Origin of the sequence: Kushneria marisflavi (genome assembly GCF_002157205.1) — a bacterium.
Lineage (GTDB): Bacteria > Pseudomonadota > Gammaproteobacteria > Pseudomonadales > Halomonadaceae > Kushneria > Kushneria marisflavi.
On the sequence record NZ_CP021358.1, the window covers coordinates 825,205 to 844,555 of the forward strand.

The following is a 19,351-nucleotide window of genomic DNA, read 5'->3' on the forward strand; positions in this document are numbered from 1 at the left end:
GCTTGCGACGACGCATCATGTGTCGCCGGTCATGTGTCAGCCCATCGGATGCCCCTTCAGGGAGTTGCCTTATGTCAGCCCATACCGAGCCACGCTTTTTGCACCGCATGCCCAACATCCCGCTGGTCGAGGATGCCTGGGAGGAGATCGATGCCAGCGAGCTGGTGGAAGTCCCTCTGCTCGGTACCGTATCGGCCGGCATGCCAATGGAAGCCTGCGCCGATGATGAAACGGTCCGCATTCCCTCACGCATGGTGCGACGCAACACCTATGCCCTGCGGGTGCGCGGTGACTCGATGATCGACTGCAACATCCACGATGGCGACATCATCATCATCGAAAAGCTCGAGTCCGCCGAAAACGGCGAGACCGCCGTGGTGCTGATCAACAATCAGGAAGTGACACTCAAAAAGGTCTACATCGACAAGTCGGGCGTACGCCTTCAGCCGGCCAACGCCACCATGCCGCCCATCTATCTGAAAAACGACGACATTCAGGTACTGGGACTGGTCATGGGGGTGGCACGCCGTCCGGCCAATACACCGATCACTGCGGTCTGATCATGCGTTACTCGATTCCCGCCCTTGATCAGGGGCGCTGGCATGAAGAAACCCTTGAGGTGCAAAAAAGCCGCTTCATTGCGCGCGTGGCCCATGTCACGGCCCCCGAGCAGGCCCAGCAATTGATCGATCAGGCCCGCCTTGATCATCCGGAGGCTTCTCACCACTGTTCGGCCTTTATTGCCGGCGCACCAAACGAACAGAATGACATTGGCTTTTCCGATGATGGTGAGCCCGGCGGCACGGCCGGCCGCCCCATGTACCAGGTACTTGAAGGTAGCGGATTTGGCCAGGTCGGCGCCGTCATCATTCGCTATTTTGGCGGTACCAAACTGGGCACCGGCGGACTGGTGCGAGCCTATTCGAAAGCCCTGCTTCAGGCACTTGAAACACTTCCCGCACAGGAATACGTCACGCGCCGCCCGCTGTGGCTGACCACCGACTTCGCACTGGAACACGAGCTGCGCCGCTGGGCCGAACTTAATGGTGCCCTTGTCGATCAGGCACTGCATGACGCCTCGGGCGTCACTCTTTCCGTGGCCTGGCCCATGGATCAGATACCCGATCTCGAGGGGCTCAATTCACGCCTCAAGGGGCGTTTGACCTGTCATGATGATGCGCCAGAGATACCGGTTTGAGCGTCACTGACAAGTGACCACCGGTAGCGCGCTTGCCATTGCAATCAACATGCCTATGATGGCGGCGCCAGTCACGACTATTGCGGACCCCCAGACATGCCAGCCACACCCTTCCCTGTTTCCACGGTCGACCCTTCTCCCCAGGCCGGCCTGATTGGCCTTGCCCCCATGGAAGGTGTAATCGATGCGCTCACACGTGCGCTACTGACCGAGCTGGGCGGGTTCGACTGGAGCGTCACCGAATTCGTGCGCGTCACTGATGCTCGGCTGCCTCCGCGCGTCTTCCAGCGCATTTGTCCCGAGCTTGAAGGCGATAGTCGCACGCCAGGCGGTACACCGGTCTATCTGCAGCTATTGGGCGCCCAGCCCGACAAACTCGGCGAAAATGCGCTGGTGGCCGCCAATCTGGGTGCACCGGTCATCGACATGAATTTTGGCTGCCCGGCCAAAACGGTCAATCGCCACGATGGCGGCGCAGCACTGCTGCGCACGCCCGAGCGCGTGTATCGCGCCGTTCAGGGCGTACATGAGGCACTCAAGGGGACCGGCGTACCGGTGACGGCCAAGCTGCGCCTGGGGTTTGAGGACAAAACCCTGGCGCTGGAATGCGCCCGTGCCGCGGAAGATGGCGGCGCACAGCGTCTGGTTGTACACGCTCGAACTCGCCGCGAAGGGTATCGTCCGCCAGCGCACTGGGAATGGGTGGGCCGCATTCGTGAGCAGGCCAGTGTGCCGGTGGTGGTCAACGGTGATATCTGGACGCTGGAAGACTACTGGCGCGCCCGGGAGGCAAGCGGCTGTCAGGACGTCATGCTGGGCCGTGCCGCGCTGGCCGACCCATGGCTGGCCAAACGCATTCGACACTGGCAATTGACCGGGGAGCGCCTGCCGGACACGCGCTGGCAGGACCGCAGCGCCCTGCTCACAGCCTATGTCTCCCGCATCGATCCAGCCCTGCCTTCCAGGGTCGTCGTGTCACTCTTGAAGCAGTGGCTCAACATTATGCGACAGCATGACGGCGAGGCTGGCGAGCACTTTCAAAGGCTTCGACGTATTACGGCACTGGAGGATTTCATGACCGCCCTGCAGGAAGAAGCGCCCTCTTCAGGCAGTGACGCATCGACACCGCTCTGAGAATCGGGTCTTCGGCTTTACCCTTCCTTGCCGTGCGTCGTAGAGATGCACGGCAACAGGATGACGTGAGACAGGACGGTAGAAAACAGAAAAGCCCCGTCCTTTCGGACGGGGCTTTAGAATCTGGCGCGCCCGGGAGGATTCGAACCTCCGACCACCTGATTCGTAGTCAGGTACTCTATCCAGCTGAGCTACGGGCGCAGATAACACAATTTTTACATCTTTATGCTGATGGCGCGCCCGGGAGGATTCGAACCTCCGACCACCTGATTCGTAGTCAGGTACTCTATCCAGCTGAGCTACGGGCGCAACAAAATTACAGCATATTGAAGAATGTCGGGTTCGCCTTGTCAGACGGGCCGTTCAACATTCGATACCGATAATGGCGGAGAGAGAGGGATTCGAACCCTCGATAGGGCTATAAACCCTATACTCCCTTAGCAGGGGAGCGCCTTCAGCCACTCGGCCATCTCTCCTCGATCGGTACGGCGCGCATATTACCTGGTTTGCCACTTCCTGTCCAGCCCAAAGTCAAAAAATCTTATGATTCAATATATTTGGCTGGACGTATGCGCTGACGCAAGGCTTTCAAACAGGATCGGTCTCGCTTTCACTGTCACCCTTTTCCTGCTGAATGCGCTGATAAATCTCTTCACGATGCACGGAAACATCCCTGGGCGCGTTGACACCAAGGCGGACCTGATTGCCCTTGACGCCGAGCACGGTCACGGTAATTTCATCGCCGACCATGAGTGTCTCACCCACGCGGCGAGTCAGGATGAGCATTGCGACCTCCTTTTCATTGCTGCTTCCCTATACATATATTCATATAGATCATGCACCGGTGTGAATTAAGCGGGGCATTATGCGACAAGCCGAACCGCGATCCAACCTGTGTTATACAGCCGCTTTACCCGTCCGGTGCACGATCACTGGTTCAGTGTGGCAGAAAGCCCCACAAGAACCAGCCTGTCATCCCGTATTACCGGTTTTTTTAGCTTTCTTCGCTCACATCGGCCTTATCGAGGCCAAAAGCGGTATGCAGTGATCGCACGGCAAGCTCGAGAAACTTTTCATCAATAACGACGGAGATCTTGATCTCTGAAGTGGAAACCATACGGATATTGATGCCTTCATCGGCCAGTACCCGGAACATCCGGGTGGCGACACCCGCATGAGAGCGCATGCCCACACCCACCAGCGAGACCTTGGCGATCTTGTCGTCGCCGCGCACTTCACCCCCGCCCAAAGACGGAATGACCTGCTCCTGCAAAATACGCTGGGTCTGACGAAAATCGTTTTTGGCCACCGTAAAGGTGAAGTCGGTATAGCCACCGGTCGGTGCGACATTCTGGACGATCATGTCGACTTCGATATTGGCATCCGAAATTGGTCCCAGAATGCGCGAGGCCACGCCTGGCACATCAGGTGTATTCAAAACGGTCAGCTTGGCTTCATTGTTGTTGAAGGCGATACCGGAAATCAGCGGCTCTTCCATGTTGGAAATCTCTTCGTCTGCAGTAATCAGGGTTCCCGGGCCATCCTGGAAGGAGGACAGGACACGTAGCGGGACGTTGTATTTGCCGGCAAATTCAACGGCACGGATCTGAAGTACCTTGGAGCCGAGGCTGGCCATTTCCAGCATTTCCTCGACCGTGATGCTTTCCAGACGGCGCGCCTTGTCGCAGACACGCGGGTCGGTGGTGTAGACGCCATCGACATCGGTATAAATCTGACATTCATCGGCCTTGAGCGCAGCCGCCAGCGCCACTCCGGTAGTGTCAGAGCCACCGCGACCCAGCGTGGTGATGTTGCCTTCGCTGTCGACCCCCTGAAAGCCTGCCACCACCACAACCTGACCTTCATCAAGATCAGCACGCAGTTCATCGGTTTCGATGCGCTGAATGCGAGCGCGCGTATGGGCGCTGTCGGTGCGAATGCCGATCTGGGCACCGGTGTAGGACGTCGCCTTGACGCCCAGCTGGTGCAGGGCCATGGCCAGCAGTGAAATTGTCACCTGCTCACCGGTCGAGACCAGCATGTCCATTTCACGCGGCGTGGGCTCTTCGTTGATCTGTGAGGCCATTTCGATCAGGCGATTGGTTTCACCGCTCATGGCAGATACGACCACCACGATCTGATGCCCCTGATCCCGAAACCCCTTGACCTTCTCGGCTACCGCCTTGATTCGCTCAACGCTGCCTACCGAAGTACCACCGAATTTTTGTACGTAAAGCGCCATGGATGCTCCCTTTCGTTGATGTATTGGACCATCATCCCTCGAGTGTTTCGGCAACCCACCGGCGTGCGGCCTGCAGGGCATTGTCCACGCCACTGACGTCGCTGCCCCCGGCCTGAGCCATGTCGGCACGACCGCCACCGCGACCACCGACCATGGGGGCAATGGCGCTGACGAGACTGCCGGCACTGAGCCGATCCACCAGATCCTTTGTGACACCGGCAATCAGATTGACCTTGTCATCGCCGGCCACAGCCAGAACAATCACGCCGGAACCAAGCCTGTTTTTCATCTGGTCCATGACACCGCGAAGCTCCTTCGCGCCAACCCCTTCAAGCTGACGAGCCAGAACACGAACGCCACCGATGTCCTCGGCCGCGTCCAGCAGATCATTACCGGCCTGACTGGCCAGTTTGGCGCGATTGCGTTCAAGCTCACGCTCGAGTTCGCGGTTGCGCTCCAGAAGACTGCCTACGCGTGTTTCGAGCTGATCGGGACGTGCGCGCACCTGATCGGCCAGACGCGCCACCAGCGACTGCTGATCACGGAACCAGCGCAGGGTGGCATGACCGGAGATGGCCTCGATACGGCGCACACCGGCAGCCACACCTGTCTCGCTGAGCAGTCGTACCGGCCCGATGTCACCGGTACGCAGAACATGGGTACCGCCACACAGCTCAATGGAGAAGTCATCGCTGCCCATGGTCAATACGCGCACACTTTCACCGTACTTGGCTTCAAACAGCGCCTGGGCGCCCAGCTTGCGTGCCTCATCCAGTGTCATCAGCTGCGTGGTCACCGGCGTGTTCGCCATGACCTGTTCATTGATCATGGCTTCGACACGCTCGAGCTCCTCTGACGTCATGGCCTCATTGTGGCTGAAGTCAAAGCGTAGCCGCTCATCGCCCACTTGTGAGCCCTTTTGCTGCACGTGCGTGCCGAGTACGCGACGCAGCGCTTCATGCAAAAGGTGGGTGGCCGAATGGTTGCGCATGATGGCGTGACGAGCCAGCACCTCGACGCTGGCCTCTACCTTTGCCAGCGCAGGCAGCACACCTTCGCTGACCTCGCCCAGATGCACGAAGTGCTGACCCCGCTTTTGGGTATCACGGACGTTGAATACGACACCCGGCAGCGACAGGGTGCCGCGATCGCCGATCTGACCGCCGGATTCGGCATAAAACGGCGTTTCATCCAGCACCACGGCACCGCTCTGACCGGCTTCAAGCTGTTCAACCTGCTGCCCGTCGTCATCAAGCAGCGTCAGCACCTGCGCCTGTGCGGCCAGATGATCACGCCCGACAAACTCGGTGGCCCCTTCAAGATCAATATTCGTCTCAAGGCGCGCGCCGAACTGACTGGCCGCACGGGCACGCTCACGCTGCGCCTCGAGTTCGCGCTGAAAACCGGCTTCATCAAGGGTGATGTTGCGCTCACGGGCAATGTCAGCCGTCAGGTCATAAGGGAAACCATAGGTGTCATAGAGCTTGAAAATGGTCTCGCCACTCAGCTCACTGGACTCAAGCCCGGCCAGCGCTTCATCAAGCAGGCGCATGCCGTGGTCCAGCGTGCGGGCAAACTGCTCTTCCTCCTTGAGCAGCACCCGTTCGATCTGCTCACGACGGGCGTGCAGCTCGGGATAGGCCTCCCCCATCTCTTCATCCAGTGCCGCGACCAGACAGTGGAAGAAGGGTTCACGCGCGCCCAGCTTGTGACCATGGCGCACCGCGCGACGAATGATGCGACGCAGCACATAGCCGCGCCCTTCGTTGGAGGGCATCACACCGTCGACAATCAAAAAGGCACAAGAACGGATGTGATCGGCAATCACGCGCAGCGATGGCTGATGAATGTCGTCCTGGCTGGTAATCTCGGCGGCAGAGGCCAGCAAACGCTTGAAGAGATCGATCTCGTAGTTGGAGTGAACGCCCTGCATGACAGCGGCAATCCGCTCAAGACCCATGCCGGTGTCGATCGAAGGACTGGGCAGCGGCGTCATGTTGCCCTGGGCATCACGGTCGTACTGCATGAAAACCAGGTTCCAGATCTCGATGTAGCGATCGCCGTCTTCATCCGGGCTTCCCGGAGGGCCACCGAATACATCCGGGCCGTGGTCGAAAAAGATTTCCGAAGAGGGACCACACGGGCCGGTCTCGCCCATCTGCCAGAAATTGTCTTCTTCCAGACGCGAAAAACGCTCGGCGCTGACGCCCACTTCATTGAGCCAGATATCGGCGGCTTCATCATCGCTGACATGAACCGTGACCCAAAGCTTTTCGGCCGGCAGCCCCAGATTGACCGTCAGAAACTGCCAGGCGTATTGAATGGCCTCACGCTTGAAATAGTCGCCAAAACTGAAGTTGCCCAGCATTTCGAACAGGGTGTGGTGGCGCGCGGTATAGCCGACGTTATCGAGGTCATTGTGCTTGCCGCCGGCTCTGACACAGCGCTGTGCCGAGGTCGCCCGGACGTAGGGCCTGGGGTCGCGCCCTAAAAAGACATCCTTGAAAGGCACCATACCGGCATTGGTGAAAAGCAGCGTGGGGTCGTTATCAGGCACCAGTGAACTGGAAGGCACCTGGGTATGGCCATGCTGTTCAAAAAAATTCAGAAATGCTTGTCGTATGTCGGCGCTTTTCATGGGCTTCCCGTAAACAATGGGTCAGGTCATTTTGAATGAGGCAACGAGCGATGCATCAAACGATGGGTGCATGGCAACCGTCACCTGTCGTCAACATGCGCCTCGAGGGGTGACCCTCATGGTCTTCCATGTCTCGCCCGTGAGCGCATCATGAAACGCAGGATCACGACGAGACGAATTTTGGCGGCTTAATGTATCAGTATGTCGCATCCGGGTGCGACAGTCCGCATGCGCTCCATTTTGCCTCATGCCGGGCGTGACATGCCAAATCAGGATGTCACGACAGCCAGGCCAGTCGCATGGCACTGCTGCACTGCTGGCCGTCAAACCCACGTGATGCCAGAAAGCGCTGGCGTTTGGCGCGGGCCTTCATGTCATCGCCGGGGCCGTCAAAACGGCGCTGGAGCGCCTCGGCGGCAAGCGACGTCCAGTCTGCGTCGCTCTCTTCCAGCGCCTGAGCAATCATGTCGCGCTCGATCCCCCGACCGGACAGTTCTGCGCTGATCTTGCGCGGGCCCTGCAAACGCGCGATGCGCGAGCGAACGAAATGCTCAACGAATCGAGCATCGGACTGCAGATTGTCCTCGGCAAGACGATCCAGCAGCGCACTGACCTCCTCAGGCGGATGCTCATGGCGCAGCAGGCGCTCCTCGAGCTCGCTGCGGGTATATTCTCGCCGGGCCAGCAGTGCAATGGCCTCTTCGTATGGCGTTCTTTGTGACATCACTGCCCTCCCCATCGTCATGCACCAATGCAAAAAGGGGCACGCTCCATTGAGCGTGCCCCTTTAATACCACTATTCAGAAATTGACGACCTACAAAAGCTCGTCACCGCTGGCATCAGCGTCAGCCGGCGCTTCGGCTTCTGCGGCCTTTTCTTCTTCCTTCGTTTTCGGTGTTGTCAGAAGCTGGCCGCGGATAGCGTCCTCGATCTCCTGCATAACCTCGGGGTTATCTTCAAGATACTGGGCAGCATTGGCTTTGCCCTGCCCGATCTTGTTGCCCTTGTAGCTGTACCAGGCGCCGGCCTTGTTGACCAGGCTGCACTGGACGCCGAGGTCGACCACTTCACCGGCGTGATAAATGCCCTTGCCGTAGAGGATCTGGAATTCGGCCTGACGGAACGGCGGTGCCACCTTGTTCTTGACGACCTTGACGCGGGTTTCGTTGCCCACGGCTTCATCGCCCTGCTTGACCGAACCGGTACGGCGGATATCCAGACGTACGCTCGAATAAAACTTGAGCGCGTTACCGCCGGTGGTGGTTTCGGGGTTACCAAACATGACACCGATTTTCATGCGGATCTGGTTGACGAACATCACCATGCAGTTGGCATTCTTGATGTGTCCGGTCACCTTGCGCAGCGCCTGTGACATCAGGCGTGCCTGAAGGCCGACGTGGGAATCGCCCATCTCGCCCTCGATCTCGGCACGCGGTGTCAACGCGGCGACAGAGTCAACCACGATAACATCCACTCCGCCGGAGCGAACCAGCATGTCGCAGATCTCGAGGGCCTGCTCGCCGGTATCGGGCTGTGAGACCAGCATGTCATCAAGATTGACGCCCAGTTTTTCGGCGTAGCTGGGGTCGAGTGCGTGCTCGGCATCGATAAAGGCGCAGGTCTTGCCCTGCTTTTGCGCCTGAGCGATGACGGACAGGGTAATGGTGGTTTTACCCGAGGCCTCGGGCCCGAAAATCTCAACGATACGCCCATAGGGCAGACCGCCTACGCCAAGCGCGATATCCAGCCCGAGTGAGCCGGTTGAGACGGCGGGAATTGCCACGCGGGGCGTATCACCCATCCGCATGACGGCACCCTTGCCGAACTGGCGCTCGATCTGGGATAGCGCTGCATTAAGCGCCTTGGAGCGGTTGTCATCCTGTGCCATGTTGGCCCTCCTGTCGGGTCAGCCTGACGCTGATACGCCATTAAGCTGTATGCTTGTCCAGTATTTTAAACCAAAAATACGGTCTGTCACATCCTTTTGATGACTTATTTCATCAAGAGGCTATAAAGGCCGTGCAGACGCGCGTCAGTCAAAGGGATTCTCCTGCAGCCGGTCTATCAGCCCCCTGAGGGCCAGTGCCACGGCTTCACGACGTACCTCGAGGCGTTCGCCGTTGAGACGATAGCACTGGGCCTGACTCTGGGTGGCATTCCCCCATGCCAGCCACACGGTACCCACTGGCTTGTCCGGGGTTCCGCCACCCGGGCCTGCCACACCGCTGATTGCCACCCCCAGCTCAGCACCGCTGTCACGACAGGCGCCGCGCACCATTTCATGGACCACGGTCTCACTGACGGCACCGAAAAGCTCCAGAGACACCGACGACACGCCCAGCAGACGCTGCTTGGCAGCATTGGAATAGGTCACATAGCCGGTCTCGAAACATGACGAGCTGCCGGCGATGTCGGTAATGGCACGTGCCACACCGCCACCAGTGCAGGATTCGGCGGTGGTCAGCACCACACGCTGCTGCTGACAGAGCAGACACAGCCGGCTGGCCAGCTCCTGTATGCCTGATGCTGTTGCCATGACAACTCCCGCCGATCACATCGAATTCAAGGCCACCCATGGTACTTGATCACCACAGACAATGGGTACGCCCTCACCATCGCGCGCTCTACACGCGTTGAACGTTTGCTGTCTGCACTATAGCAATACAGGGAAGGCAGTGGATCATGATAATCTCACGGTCTTTCACCTAACATGTCATTGGACAGGGTCAATTTCACGTGGCAGGCAAGACCGAGTCCCAACCGACGCCGATGATGGCGCAGTATTTTCGTATCAAGCGCGAGCACCCCGATGTGCTGCTGTTCTACCGCATGGGAGATTTCTACGAACTCTTTCATGACGATGCCAAACGGGCCGCGTCACTGCTCGACATTACGCTGACCGCACGCGGCAGCTCCAACGGCGCCCCCATTCCCATGGCAGGTGTCCCATACCACAGCGCCGAAGGCTATCTCGCACGACTGGTGCGCATGGGCGAGTCGGTCGCCATCTGTGAACAGATCGGAGACCCGGCGACCGCCAAGGGTCCGGTCGAGCGCCGGGTCGTGCGCATTGTCACTCCAGGCACGCTGCACGATGAAGCGCTGCTCGACGAGCGCCGTGACAATCTGGTCGCCGCCCTTCATGGCGACAATGATCACTGGGGACTGGCCTGGCTCGAGCTTTCCAGCGGGCGTTTCAGCGTGCTGGAAGTTGAAGGCGAAGGCGACATGCTCGCCGAACTTCACCGACTCGATCCGGCAGAGCTTCTGGTCATGGAAAGTCTGCGTCTGCCCGCACGTCTGGAAGGACGCCCCGGCTTGCGACGCCAGAGCGACTGGCACTTTGATCTGGAAACGTCCCGGCGTCTGCTGTGTGATCAACTGCAGGTACAAAACCTTTCCGGCTTTGGCTGTGACCATCTGACCCGGGCACTGACCGCCGGCGGCGTCCTGATCGATTATGTCCGCGATACCCAGCGCACCGCCCTGCCCCACATTACCGCCATCGGCGTTGAAAACCGCGATGAATCAGTGGTGATCGACGCCGCCAGCCGACGCAATCTGGAAATTGACCAGAACATGGCCGGCGGTCAGGACAACACGCTGGCCTCGGTGCTGGATACCACGGCCACCGCAATGGGCGCGCGCCTTTTGAGGCGCTGGCTGAACCGCCCCCTGCGCGACCGGGATCAGATCAACGCCCGACAGCAGGGCGTGCGGCTTCTGGGCGAACAAGACCATGTCGAAGCCTTCAACGATATCCTGCGCGGTATCGGTGACGTTGAACGCATCCTGGCGCGCGTAGCCCTGCTCAGCGCCCGACCGCGCGACCTTGCCCGACTGCGTGATGCCCTCAATGTCCTGCCGGCGCTGGCCGAACGGCTGGAAGGCATTGCCCGGGGCAGCACGCTGGACGATCTCGCTCACCATATCGTGCCCTATCCCGAGCTTGCCGACACGCTGACCCGGGCGCTGATTGACAGCCCGCCGGTCGTGATCCGCGATGGCGGCGTCATTCGCGAAGGCTTTGACGAGGAGCTCGACGAGTTCAGGGCGCTGCAGGAGAATGCCGGCGACTATCTGGTCCAGCTGGAAACTCGCGAACGTGAACGCACCGGGCTTTCAGGGCTCAAGGTGGGCTATAACCGCGTGCATGGCTACTACATCGAGATTCCGCGTGCTCAGGCGAGGGAAGTCCCGGCGGATTACATCCGGCGCCAGACGCTCAAGAATGCCGAACGCTTCATCATTCCCGAACTCAAGACCTTCGAGGACAAGGCGCTCTCGGCTCGCACCCGAGCGCTGGCGCGTGAGAAACTGCTCTACGACGGCCTGCTAGAGGCGCTCAATGCCGAGCTGGTCGCCCTGACCCAGACCGCCCAGGCCCTGGCCACTCTGGATGTGCTGCACGCCTTTGCCGAGCGGGCGCAGACGCTGTCGCTGGTTTGCCCAACGCTTCGTGAAGCCCCCGGCATGACCATTCGCGACGGGCGTCACCCGGTGGTCGAGCATGTCTCGAGCCACCCCTTCGTACCCAACGACCTGCATTTTGACGATGCCACCCGAATGCTGGTCATTACCGGGCCCAACATGGGCGGCAAGTCGACTTTCATGCGTCAGAATGCGCTGATTGCACTGCTGGCGCATACCGGCTGCTTCGTGCCGGCAAGCCATGCCGAAATCGGCCCGATCGACCGAATCTTTACGCGCATCGGTTCTTCGGACGATCTGGCCGGCGGCCGTTCGACCTTCATGGTCGAAATGACAGAGACCGCCAGCATCCTGCACAACGCGACCGATCAAAGCCTGGTATTGATGGACGAGATCGGACGCGGCACCAGTACCTTTGACGGGCTGTCACTGGCCTGGGCAGCCGCCGAGCATCTGACCGGGACGCGCGCCTTTACGCTGTTTGCAACGCACTACTTCGAGATGACCGGCCTTCCCGATCAGGCCGAGGGTGTGGCCAACGTGCATCTCAATGCTACCGAGCATAATGACGGGATCGTGTTCATGCATCGGGTTGAGCCGGGCCCGGCCAGCCAGAGCTATGGGCTGCAGGTGGCACAGTTGGCAGGCGTCCCCCGCGCCGTGATTGCCCGCGCCCGCGAAAAGCTTCTGACGCTTGAGGCCCAGGACAGCGAGCGCCCGAACGCGCCTCTCAGAACGCCCGCACCGCAGCAGGATGATCTTTTCGCCAGTACGCCGCATCCGGTGGTCGAAGCCCTCTCACAGCTGGATCTGGACGCCCTGTCACCACGTCAGGCACAGGAGTGGCTCTATCAGTGGCGTGAGAGGATAAAACAGGACTCGTAAGCCAGCCGGCCCGCACTTTCATCAGAAGCGGCTTGTCGCCGGGCGGGCCGGCCTTCTAGAATAAGGCCCCTTTTGTGGGCCGTCCCACACCCCTTATTCAGCACTGCCTGTTCCTGTACAGGCAGTGGCCGCCTGCTACCCTGGAGTTCGTGACATGACCTTTGTCGTCACCGAGAACTGTATTCAATGCAAATACATGGACTGCGTGGAAGTCTGCCCGGTCGACTGCTTCTATGAAGGTCCCAATTTCCTGGTCATTCATCCGGATGAATGCATCGACTGCGCTCTGTGCGAACCGGAATGCCCGGCCGAGGCCATCTTTTCGGAAGACGAGCTACCGGAAGGTCAGGAAAAGTTTATCGAGATCAACGCCGATCTGGCCGAGCAGTGGCCCAACATCAACGAGCGGGCTGACCCACCAGCCGACGCCGATGAATGGAACGGCGTTCCCGGCAAGATCGATAAACTGGTGCGCTAATCTCCGGGATGGGGCCCCAGCGCTTCGATCGTTCTCTCCCACCTGCTTTTCATGCCCTTTATGCGCGCCCCGCGCCCCTGCCATAAGGGCCTTCTGCATTTTTAGCGCATAAAAAAAGGCGGCCCGATGGGGCCGCCCTTGCATCCTGCGTCCTTGAGCCGGTCCATTGGCTCTCTATCCAGTGGCGTCATCCATGCGGAGAAATCGAATCCATCCGATACCCAGCGCGCCATCAAAAAAATTTGTCGTTGGTGATCTGAGCGGGGCCATCCATTTGCCGCCGTCAGTTGAGTCTCGATCAGAATTTCTGATCGATTAAAAGAGTTTAAAAAAGAGCTAATCGAGAGAAGTAACGATCGCCTTGCTTTCTTTTTTGGCAAAAAGCCAGGCAAATCAAAAATTTAAGAGGGAAGATAGCTTCAGACCCGCTATCGGGTCGCTTCGAATGTACTTATGGTGGGTTCTGACCCCCTATCGGGTCAAGGTAATCGTCCAGGATTCGTCGAATATTTGGGCAGGCCATAAAAAATCCGACTACCATGGGCAGTCGGATTAAATTTAATGATCAGAAATTCTGGATCAGGATTGACCCTTTACTTCTGACAGGCCCTTGTAGGGCGCCTTGCCTGCCAACTGATCCTCGATCACCAGCAGACGGTTGTATTTGGCAACGCGATCGCTGCGTGACAGTGAGCCGGTCTTGATCTGCCCGGCACAGGTGCCAACAGCCAGATCGGCGATGGTGGTGTCCTCGGTCTCACCGCTACGGTGAGAGATCACCGCGGTATAGCCGGCATCACGCGCCATCTTGATCGCATCCAGCGTTTCCGTCAGGGAACCGATCTGGTTGAACTTGATCAGAATCGAGTTGCCGATGCCCTTGTCGATGCCTTCACGGAAGATACGCGTGTTGGTGACGAACAGATCATCACCCACCAGCTGTATACGATCACCCAGCTTGTCAGTCAGCGCTTTCCAGCCATCCCAGTCGGACTCATCCAGGCCGTCCTCGATGGACACGATCGGGTACTGATCCACCAGATCGGCCAGGTAGTCGGCAAAGCTTTCGCTGGTAAAGCTCTTGTTCTCGCCGGAGAGCGTGTACTGGCCATCCTTGTAGAATTCGGACGCCGCACAGTCGAGCGCCAGCGTGACATCGTGGCCCAGCTGATAGCCGGCATCGCTGACCGCCTGCTTGATGGCGCCCAGTGCATCGGCGTTGGATTCAAGGTTCGGCGCGAAGCCTCCCTCATCACCCACCGCGGTAGACTGCCCGCGACCGGAAAGCACCTTTTTCAATGCATGGAAAATTTCAGCACCCATGCGCAGGCCTTCGGCAAAGCTCTTGGCGCCGACCGGCTGAATCATGAATTCCTGGATGTCGATGTTATTGTCCGCGTGCTCACCGCCATTCATGATGTTCATCATCGGCAGCGGCATGCTGAACTGACCCGGCGTGCCGTAGAGCTCGGCAATGTGGGCGTAAAGCGGCATGCCCTTCTCGGTCGCGGCGGCACGCGCGGCGGCCAGCGAAACGGCGAGAATGGCGTTGGCCCCCAGGTTGCCCTTGTTGTCGGTCCCGTCGAGCTCCAGCATGGCCTGATCCAGCGCGCGCTGATCGTTGGCGTCCATGCCCTTGAGGCGCTCACGAATCACCGTGTTGACGGCTTCCACGGCCTTTTTGACGCCCTTGCCCAGATAGCGTGACTTGTCACCATCGCGTAGCTCCAGCGCTTCACGCGAACCGGTAGAGGCACCCGACGGCGCATAAGCCTGCTCGCGAATACCGCCAGCCAGCGTCACCGTGGCCATGACGGTGGGATTACCGCGCGAATCGAGCACTTCGAGTCCATGAATATCAACAATCTCGGCCATCTAAAGCATCCTCACTGATTAAACTTCCGGCCCCGTTCTCGGACCGGACTCGAATGAACGCACCATGAAAGCATAGAAAGCGACTCATTTGCCTGCCATGCCGGCGTACTCGCCGCCGCTGTTAGACTAAAGTCAAAACCCTGCCGGCAACAAAGCCCCTGCCAATAAAAACGCCGGTCATCGTGACCGGCGTTTTGAGTCTAGCGAATATCGATGGGATCGAAGTGCTTGACCACCCCATCGAGCATCCTGATCTGCTCCAGGAAAGGGGTCAGTCGATTCAGCGGCAGTGCGCAGGGACCATCGCAACGCGCGTTGTCGGGGTCCGGATGGGCCTCGACAAAAAGCCCGGCGATGCCGGTGGCCACACCGGAGCGAGCCAGCTCGACCACCTGCTGGCGACGTCCTCCGGCGCTGTCGGCACGCCCACCCGGCTGCTGCAGCGAGTGGGTGACATCGAAAAAGACCGGATAGCCGGTTTTTTTCATCTCGCCAAAGCCAAGCATGTCGACCACCAGGTTGTTGTAGCCAAAGCTTGAACCGCGCTCACACAGGATCAGCCGATCGTTACCGGCCTCCTCGAACTTGGTGATGATGTGGCGCATCTCGTGCGGGGCAATGAACTGTGGCTTCTTGATGTTGACCACCGCGCCGGTTTTCGCCATGGCCACCACCAGATCGGTCTGGCGGGCCAGGAAGGCCGGCAGCTGAATGACGTCACAGACATCGGCCACGGCACGCGCCTGATCCGGCTCGTGCACATCCGTCAGCACCGGCACGTTGAAGCGGCTTTTGATCTCATCAAGGATCTTGAGCCCTTCATCAAGGCCTGGCCCACGGTAGGAGTGGATCGAGCTGCGGTTGGCCTTGTCAAAACTGGCCTTGAACACATAGGGAATGCCCAGCGCTTTGGTAGCTTCGACCCAGGCATCGGCCACCTCGATGGCCATCTCCCGTGATTCGAGCACGTTCATGCCACCAAAAAGCGTCAGCGGCTGCTGATTGCCGGTCGGGATATCACCGATGGCAACGGTTTTCTGCATAATGTCAGTGCCGGTCATCGTCACGCTCCTGCTGGTCGCGCGTGCCGGCCTTGTGTGCACGCGCGGCGCGATGCGTCAGCGCTGCGTTGACAAAACCGGTGAACAGCGGATGTCCATCACGCGGGGTCGAGGTGAATTCGGGATGGAACTGACAGGCCACATACCAGGGGTGATCCGGCAGTTCGACCATTTCCACCAGCGACTGATCCACGCTGCGACCGGAGAAGACCATGCCCGCGGCTTCCAGATCCGCCACGAACTGATCGTTGATCTCATAGCGATGGCGGTGGCGCTCGACAATGGTCTCGCTGCCGTAGATTTCACGTGCCTTTGAGCCTTCCGCCAGCACACAGCTCTGGCCACCCAGACGCATGGTGCCGCCCAGATCGGAGGACTCATCACGGGTCTCGATCCGCCCTTCCGGCGTGATCCACTCGGTAATCAGACCGACCACGGGATGACGCGTATCGTGAGTGAACTCGGTGGAGTTGGCATCGCGCCAGCCGGCCTTGTGACGAGCAAACTCGATGACCGCCACCTGCATGCCCAGGCAGATGCCCAGATAGGGGATGCCCTGCTCACGTGCATAGCGCGCGGTCGCAATCTTGCCTTCCACACCGCGCGAACCAAAACCACCCGGCACCAGAATCGCATCCTTGCCTTCAAGACGCTCAACGCCTTCACGCTCGATGGTTTCGGAGTCGATATAGTCAATATTGACCTTCACGCGGGTCTGAATGCCGGCATGCATCAGCGATTCATTGAGCGACTTGTAAGCGTCAAGCAGCTCCATATATTTGCCGACCATCGCAATGTTGATGGTCTTGAGCGGGTTGAGCTTGGCATCAAGCACCCGAACCCATTCGCTCAGATCCGCCGCTGGCGGGTCAAGACGCAGCTTGTCGCAGACGATGTCGTCAAGCTCATGGTCGTGCAGCATCAGCGGAATGCGATAGATGGTATCGGCATCCTGCATCGGAATAACGGCGCGCTCGTCCACGTTGGTGAACAGCGCGATCTTGCGACGCTCGCTGGCTTCAAGCTCGACTTCGCTGCGACACAGCAGGATATCGGGCTGGATGCCGATGGAGCGCAGCTCCTTGACGCTGTGCTGGGTCGGCTTGGTCTTGGTCTCGCCGGCCGTCTTGATGTAGGGCACCAGCGTCAGGTGCATGAACAGTGCGTGGCTGGAGCCGACTTCACTGCGCAGCTGACGAATGGCTTCCAGAAACGGCAGGGACTCGATATCGCCTACGGTGCCGCCAATCTCGACCAGCGCCACGTCATAGCCTTCGGCACCCGCCTTTACACGACGCTTGATCTCGTCGGTGATGTGCGGAATGACCTGAACGGTACCGCCCAGGTAGTCACCACGACGCTCCTTTCGAAGCACGTGCTCGTAGACGCGACCGGTGGTGAAATTGTTGGCCTGGGTCATGCGCGAGCGAATGAAACGCTCGTAGTGTCCCAGGTCAAGATCGGTCTCGGCCCCATCCTCGGTGACGAACACCTCACCGTGCTGAAAGGGGCTCATGGTGCCCGGATCGACGTTGATATAGGGGTCAAGCTTGAGAATCGTGACCTTCAGGCCACGGGCTTCCAGAATAGCGGCCAGAGAAGCTGCAGCGATGCCTTTACCAAGGGAAGACACAACGCCACCGGTCACGAAAATATATCGCGTCGTCATGGGGAACCTGTTAATGCTGAGCGAAGGTCGGCCAGAAAGGCGGACCAGGATGGGAGATCAGTTTACGCGAAAGCGTCGTCGCGCTCAATTTGCATTGTCGGCCTTGAGCCGGATCAGCGGGGATGAGGCCTTTTTGATGGACTTGGTCACGATATAGGTGAAGTAGCGCCGGATGGCGAGTTCCTCCATCAGCCAGCGGTCGATCAGGCGTTGGTACTGATCGATGCTTTCGGCCTCGATCAGTACCAGGTAATCCACGCCGCCGCCCACGGCCACACATTCGCTGACTTGGGGCGTTTCGCGCATCACACGCTCAAAGCGCTCGAAAACGCTGACGCTGTGATTTTCCAGCTCGACCTGGATCCACACCGACGTCAGGGAGACCCGAACCCGGTCGCTGATTCGAGCACTGTAGCCCTCGATGATGCCGGCACGCTCCAGACGCCTGACCCGTTCCCAGCAGGGACTCACCGATAGATTGATGGCCTCGGCCAGCCGCGATTTGGTAATGCGGCCATCCCGGGAGAGGATATCGAGAATGCGTAGATCGTACTGGTCAAGCTTCATCGAACCCTCGCATTGAATCAGGAAAGAACACGAAGCATCGGCCGTCGATCAATGCCTGTCATCAACCTGCAGGGATCGAGGCCGTTTTGATCATCAGCGCTCCAGCGTTTTGACCACTTCTCCGATGACCACGATGGTGTCGCCCATGTCGACGCGCGCCGGAAAACGCCGGGCCAGCACCAGACCGTCACGCTCGGCACGATATTCAACGGGCTCGGCGCCGGTACGCGTGATGTCCCAGAGTCGCGCGACCACCTCACCCTTGCGTACCAGCCCGCCAAGCGCGCAGGTCATTTCCAGAAGCCCCGTGTGCTCGCTTTGCACGTAGCAGGAGGCATCCGGCATCTCGACATACTGCTGGCGTGGCGGACGCTGAATGTCTCCTTTGGTAATGCCGGCAAAGATCAAAAAGTTGTGCACGCCGCGCTCGCTGATCTCGATACTGGCCGGCGTTGACGTCCCGCCACCGCCCAGCTCGGTGGTCACCAGCACCTTGCCCTGATTTTCCACCACCGTGTCGTAAAGCGCAGCTGCATCAAGCTCATACATCATGATGGCGGTCGAGGCGCCAAAATCGATCGCGCCCTTGAGGCTTCTGCGCTCAAGCTCGAGATCATCAAGCCGGTGAGCGGCGGCAAACGGCAGGATATCCAGCGTGCGCCCGCCTGAATGCAGGTCCAGCGCGTAGTCGCACATGGGCACCAGATAGCGGGTGAAGTAATCGGCAATCTGCTTCGTCGGGCCGCCATCCGGGTCACCCGGAAAACTGCGATTGAGATTGCCGCGATCCATCGGCGAGGTCCGCCGTCCGGCCTGCGCAGCCGGCTGATTCATCATCGGCACGATGATCACACGCCCCTGAACTTCCTCGGCCGTCAGACGTCGGGCCAGTTTCAAGAGTGCCGTGATGCCTTCGTATTCATCGCCATGATTGCCGCCGGTCAAAAGCGCGGTGGGCCCCTCACCATTCTTGACCACGGTGATCGGGATCATCACCGCCCCCCAGGCGGATTCATCATGGGAAACCGGCAGCTTGAGAAAGCCGTGCTGGACGCCATCGGCGTCAAAATCGACAGTGGCAGAGATCGGACTTGGACGCATGGGCAGTGCTGCTCCCTGTAGTGAGTGCGCCCGATGGCCCGGGCTCATCCGGGCCACCGGAAACAGACGCG

The 19,351-nt window shown here is 59.4% G+C and carries 16 protein-coding genes and 3 tRNA genes; 5 read left to right on the plus strand and 14 right to left on the minus strand.

Translation table 11 applies throughout. The annotated features are described in order from the left end of the window. Positions 1–71: 71 nt before the first annotated feature. The 3 genes from B9H00_RS03805 (at position 72) to B9H00_RS03815 (ending at position 2,332) form a co-directional block, all read left to right on the plus strand. Positions 72–560, plus strand: coding sequence for a LexA family protein (locus B9H00_RS03805; RefSeq protein WP_086899548.1), 489 nt, complete (start codon positions 72–74; stop codon positions 558–560). Between the two features lie 2 nt (positions 561–562). Beyond that, positions 563–1,198 carry an IMPACT family protein gene (locus B9H00_RS03810; RefSeq protein WP_086899549.1) on the plus strand — a complete coding sequence of 212 codons (636 nt, stop codon included), beginning with the start codon at positions 563–565 and terminating at the stop codon, positions 1,196–1,198. Between the two features lie 168 nt (positions 1,199–1,366). Continuing rightward, positions 1,367–2,332, plus strand: a complete 966-nt coding sequence (locus tag B9H00_RS03815; protein ID WP_086899550.1) for a tRNA dihydrouridine synthase — start codon at positions 1,367–1,369, stop codon at positions 2,330–2,332. Between the two features lie 124 nt (positions 2,333–2,456). On the opposite strand, the gene B9H00_RS03820 is transcribed toward B9H00_RS03815, so the two are convergent. From B9H00_RS03820 to B9H00_RS03860, 9 genes are all read right to left on the minus strand, one after another. Beyond that, positions 2,457–2,533 (minus strand) — tRNA-Arg (locus B9H00_RS03820). Between the two features lie 31 nt (positions 2,534–2,564). After that, a tRNA-Arg gene (locus B9H00_RS03825) sits at positions 2,565–2,641 on the minus strand. A 74-nt stretch (positions 2,642–2,715) separates the two neighbouring features. After that, positions 2,716–2,808, minus strand: a tRNA-Ser gene (locus B9H00_RS03830). Between the two features lie 112 nt (positions 2,809–2,920). Then, positions 2,921–3,118, minus strand: a complete 198-nt coding sequence (gene csrA / locus B9H00_RS03835) for a carbon storage regulator CsrA (RefSeq protein ID WP_086899551.1) — start codon at positions 3,116–3,118, stop codon at positions 2,921–2,923. 208 nt (positions 3,119–3,326) lie between these two features. Then, positions 3,327–4,574 (minus strand): aspartate kinase, encoded by a 1,248-nt coding sequence (locus B9H00_RS03840; RefSeq protein WP_086899552.1) that lies wholly within the window; start codon positions 4,572–4,574, stop codon positions 3,327–3,329. Between the two features lie 31 nt (positions 4,575–4,605). Then, positions 4,606–7,212, minus strand: coding sequence for an alanine--tRNA ligase (gene alaS / locus B9H00_RS03845; protein WP_086899553.1), 2,607 nt, complete (start codon positions 7,210–7,212; stop codon positions 4,606–4,608). Between the two features lie 277 nt (positions 7,213–7,489). Continuing rightward, positions 7,490–7,936, minus strand: a complete 447-nt coding sequence (locus B9H00_RS03850; RefSeq protein WP_086899554.1) for a regulatory protein RecX — start codon at positions 7,934–7,936, stop codon at positions 7,490–7,492. 91 nt (positions 7,937–8,027) lie between these two features. Next, positions 8,028–9,101 (minus strand): recombinase RecA, encoded by a 1,074-nt coding sequence (gene recA, locus B9H00_RS03855; protein ID WP_086899555.1) that lies wholly within the window; start codon positions 9,099–9,101, stop codon positions 8,028–8,030. 144 nt (positions 9,102–9,245) lie between these two features. After that, positions 9,246–9,749 (minus strand): CinA family protein, encoded by a 504-nt coding sequence (locus B9H00_RS03860; protein ID WP_086899556.1) that lies wholly within the window; start codon positions 9,747–9,749, stop codon positions 9,246–9,248. Positions 9,750–9,982: 233 nt separating this feature from the next. Here B9H00_RS03860 and mutS point away from each other — a divergent pair, with 233 nt between their 5' ends. Then, positions 9,983–12,529 carry a DNA mismatch repair protein MutS gene (gene mutS / locus B9H00_RS03865; protein WP_086899557.1) on the plus strand — a complete coding sequence of 849 codons (2,547 nt, stop codon included), beginning with the start codon at positions 9,983–9,985 and terminating at the stop codon, positions 12,527–12,529. A 154-nt stretch (positions 12,530–12,683) separates the two neighbouring features. Then, positions 12,684–13,007, plus strand: coding sequence for a ferredoxin FdxA (gene fdxA / locus B9H00_RS03870; protein WP_086899558.1), 324 nt, complete (start codon positions 12,684–12,686; stop codon positions 13,005–13,007). A gap of 579 nt (positions 13,008–13,586) precedes the next feature. Here the strand turns inward: fdxA and eno are convergent. The 5 genes from eno to doeB form a co-directional block, all read right to left on the minus strand. Then, entirely contained in the window at positions 13,587–14,882 is a 1,296-nt protein-coding gene (gene eno / locus B9H00_RS03875) for a phosphopyruvate hydratase (RefSeq protein ID WP_086899559.1), read from the minus strand. 200 nt (positions 14,883–15,082) lie between these two features. Continuing rightward, entirely contained in the window at positions 15,083–15,943 is an 861-nt protein-coding gene (kdsA, locus tag B9H00_RS03880; protein ID WP_086899560.1) for a 3-deoxy-8-phosphooctulonate synthase, read from the minus strand. Further along, complete coding sequence (locus B9H00_RS03885) at positions 15,930–17,612, minus strand: CTP synthase (RefSeq protein WP_086899561.1); 1,683 nt, start codon at positions 17,610–17,612, stop codon at positions 15,930–15,932. The genes kdsA and B9H00_RS03885 overlap by 14 nt, the downstream gene beginning before the upstream one ends. 84 nt (positions 17,613–17,696) lie before the next feature. Further along, positions 17,697–18,179 carry an Lrp/AsnC family transcriptional regulator gene (locus B9H00_RS03890; protein ID WP_086899562.1) on the minus strand — a complete coding sequence of 161 codons (483 nt, stop codon included), beginning with the start codon at positions 18,177–18,179 and terminating at the stop codon, positions 17,697–17,699. Between the two features lie 93 nt (positions 18,180–18,272). Continuing rightward, the gene (gene doeB / locus B9H00_RS03895) at positions 18,273–19,280 is read right to left on the minus strand and encodes a N(2)-acetyl-L-2,4-diaminobutanoate deacetylase DoeB (RefSeq protein WP_174678713.1); all 1,008 of its coding nucleotides are present in this window, start codon (positions 19,278–19,280) and stop codon (positions 18,273–18,275) included. Positions 19,281–19,351 lie beyond the last annotated feature (71 nt).

Bases quoted from the DNA above. Each gene is read 5' to 3' on its own strand.
- B9H00_RS03805 (WP_086899548.1), top strand. From the start codon at position 72: ATGTCAGCCCATACCGAGCCACGCTTTTTGCACCGCATGCCCAACATC.
- B9H00_RS03810 (WP_086899549.1), top strand. From the start codon at position 563: ATGCGTTACTCGATTCCCGCCCTTGATCAGGGGCGCTGGCATGAAGAA.
- B9H00_RS03815 (WP_086899550.1), top strand. From the start codon at position 1,367: ATGGAAGGTGTAATCGATGCGCTCACACGTGCGCTACTGACCGAGCTG.
- csrA (WP_086899551.1), bottom strand. From the start codon at position 3,118: ATGCTCATCCTGACTCGCCGCGTGGGTGAGACACTCATGGTCGGCGAT.
- B9H00_RS03840 (WP_086899552.1), bottom strand. From the start codon at position 4,574: ATGGCGCTTTACGTACAAAAATTCGGTGGTACTTCGGTAGGCAGCGTT.
- alaS (WP_086899553.1), bottom strand. From the start codon at position 7,212: ATGAAAAGCGCCGACATACGACAAGCATTTCTGAATTTTTTTGAACAG.
- B9H00_RS03850 (WP_086899554.1), bottom strand. From the start codon at position 7,936: ATGTCACAAAGAACGCCATACGAAGAGGCCATTGCACTGCTGGCCCGG.
- recA (WP_086899555.1), bottom strand. From the start codon at position 9,101: ATGGCACAGGATGACAACCGCTCCAAGGCGCTTAATGCAGCGCTATCC.
- B9H00_RS03860 (WP_086899556.1), bottom strand. From the start codon at position 9,749: ATGGCAACAGCATCAGGCATACAGGAGCTGGCCAGCCGGCTGTGTCTG.
- mutS (WP_086899557.1), top strand. From the start codon at position 9,983: ATGATGGCGCAGTATTTTCGTATCAAGCGCGAGCACCCCGATGTGCTG.
- fdxA (WP_086899558.1), top strand. From the start codon at position 12,684: ATGACCTTTGTCGTCACCGAGAACTGTATTCAATGCAAATACATGGAC.
- eno (WP_086899559.1), bottom strand. From the start codon at position 14,882: ATGGCCGAGATTGTTGATATTCATGGACTCGAAGTGCTCGATTCGCGC.
- kdsA (WP_086899560.1), bottom strand. From the start codon at position 15,943: ATGACCGGCACTGACATTATGCAGAAAACCGTTGCCATCGGTGATATC.
- B9H00_RS03885 (WP_086899561.1), bottom strand. From the start codon at position 17,612: ATGACGACGCGATATATTTTCGTGACCGGTGGCGTTGTGTCTTCCCTT.
- B9H00_RS03890 (WP_086899562.1), bottom strand. From the start codon at position 18,179: ATGAAGCTTGACCAGTACGATCTACGCATTCTCGATATCCTCTCCCGG.
- doeB (WP_174678713.1), bottom strand. From the start codon at position 19,280: ATGCGTCCAAGTCCGATCTCTGCCACTGTCGATTTTGACGCCGATGGC.